This window comes from Roseburia sp. 1XD42-69 (genome assembly GCF_003612565.1).
GTDB lineage: Bacteria > Bacillota > Clostridia > Lachnospirales > Lachnospiraceae > Roseburia_B.
In genome coordinates this window covers 1-1,006 of record NZ_RAZG01000233.1, presented here as the reverse complement: position 1 = coordinate 1,006, position 1,006 = coordinate 1, and the positions used below count along the sequence as shown (strand labels likewise).

Annotated in this window: 1 protein-coding gene; it reads left to right on the top strand. The window is 43.1% G+C overall.

The annotated features are described in order from the left end of the window. On the top strand, positions 1–537 hold a 537-nt coding region (locus D7Y06_RS25305; RefSeq protein ID WP_147415793.1), incomplete at its 5' end, for an ATP-binding cassette domain-containing protein. Positions 538–1,006: the final 469 nt, after the last annotated feature.

Below are 1,006 nucleotides of genomic sequence, written 5' to 3'. Positions count from 1 at the left end.
CCTGTTTTGTCGGACATCAGCTTTTCCATAAAAGGGGGAGAGAAAATTGTTATGACGGGATTTAACGGCATCGGCAAATCCACCCTGCTAAAAACGCTTATCAGTCAAATACCCTCATTAAGCGGGAGTTTCCGTTTTTCGGAGCAGGTAAAGATAGGGTATTTTGAGCAGGAGTTGGCATGGGCGGATATAGAAAAAACGCCCATTCAGATTGTTTCCGATGCTTACCCATCGCTTACGATAAAAGACGTGAGAAAGCGTCTTGCAGGCTGCGGCATCTCAGGCAAACACGCCATGCAGGAAATCGGGACTTTGAGCGGAGGGGAACAGGCAAAGGTTAAAATGTGCCTGCTTATGATGAAGCCGTGCAATTTCCTTATCATGGACGAGCCGACAAACCACCTTGATGCGCTTGCCAAAGAATCGTTGAAAACCGCACTGGAGGAATTTGAGGGGACAGTACTGTTGGTGTCACATGAAGAAGCGTTTTACCGTGAGTGGACGCAGAAAGTGATAAATATAGAGAAGAAAATATAGGTCAAAAGCACTTTTTGTAAATAGTGCCAGAGGCAAGGGGAAGCCCGCCAAATAAAAAAAACAGCGTTTGGTGGGCTGCTTTGCCATGCCAAAAATAAAAGTCCTTCCAAACCTGCTTTAGTTTGGAGGGATTTTTATTGCCTGCAAATAGCAATTTTCATTTACATATATCATATCGGGGATGGGTGGACAGCCTGTTAAAAAAATCCTTGTCAATGCAAGGGGGTTTTCTACCCAAGAAGTAGAAGTTAAATCTCCACATATAAGAACCAATATATCTATAAACCGTGAGGGTGTGACAGCCTTTGCGGTTTTTCTTTTGTCGTTTTTTGTTAGAACACGTCGTAAGGCGGTTTCTGGAATTGGATGCCGTTCTCCGCCCGTCAATCTGGATTTTTAAAAAATTCAGATTGATTGGAGGAAATTACAATGCTTGAAAAGCATCCAAACCGAAAAAAGGACAAGTATA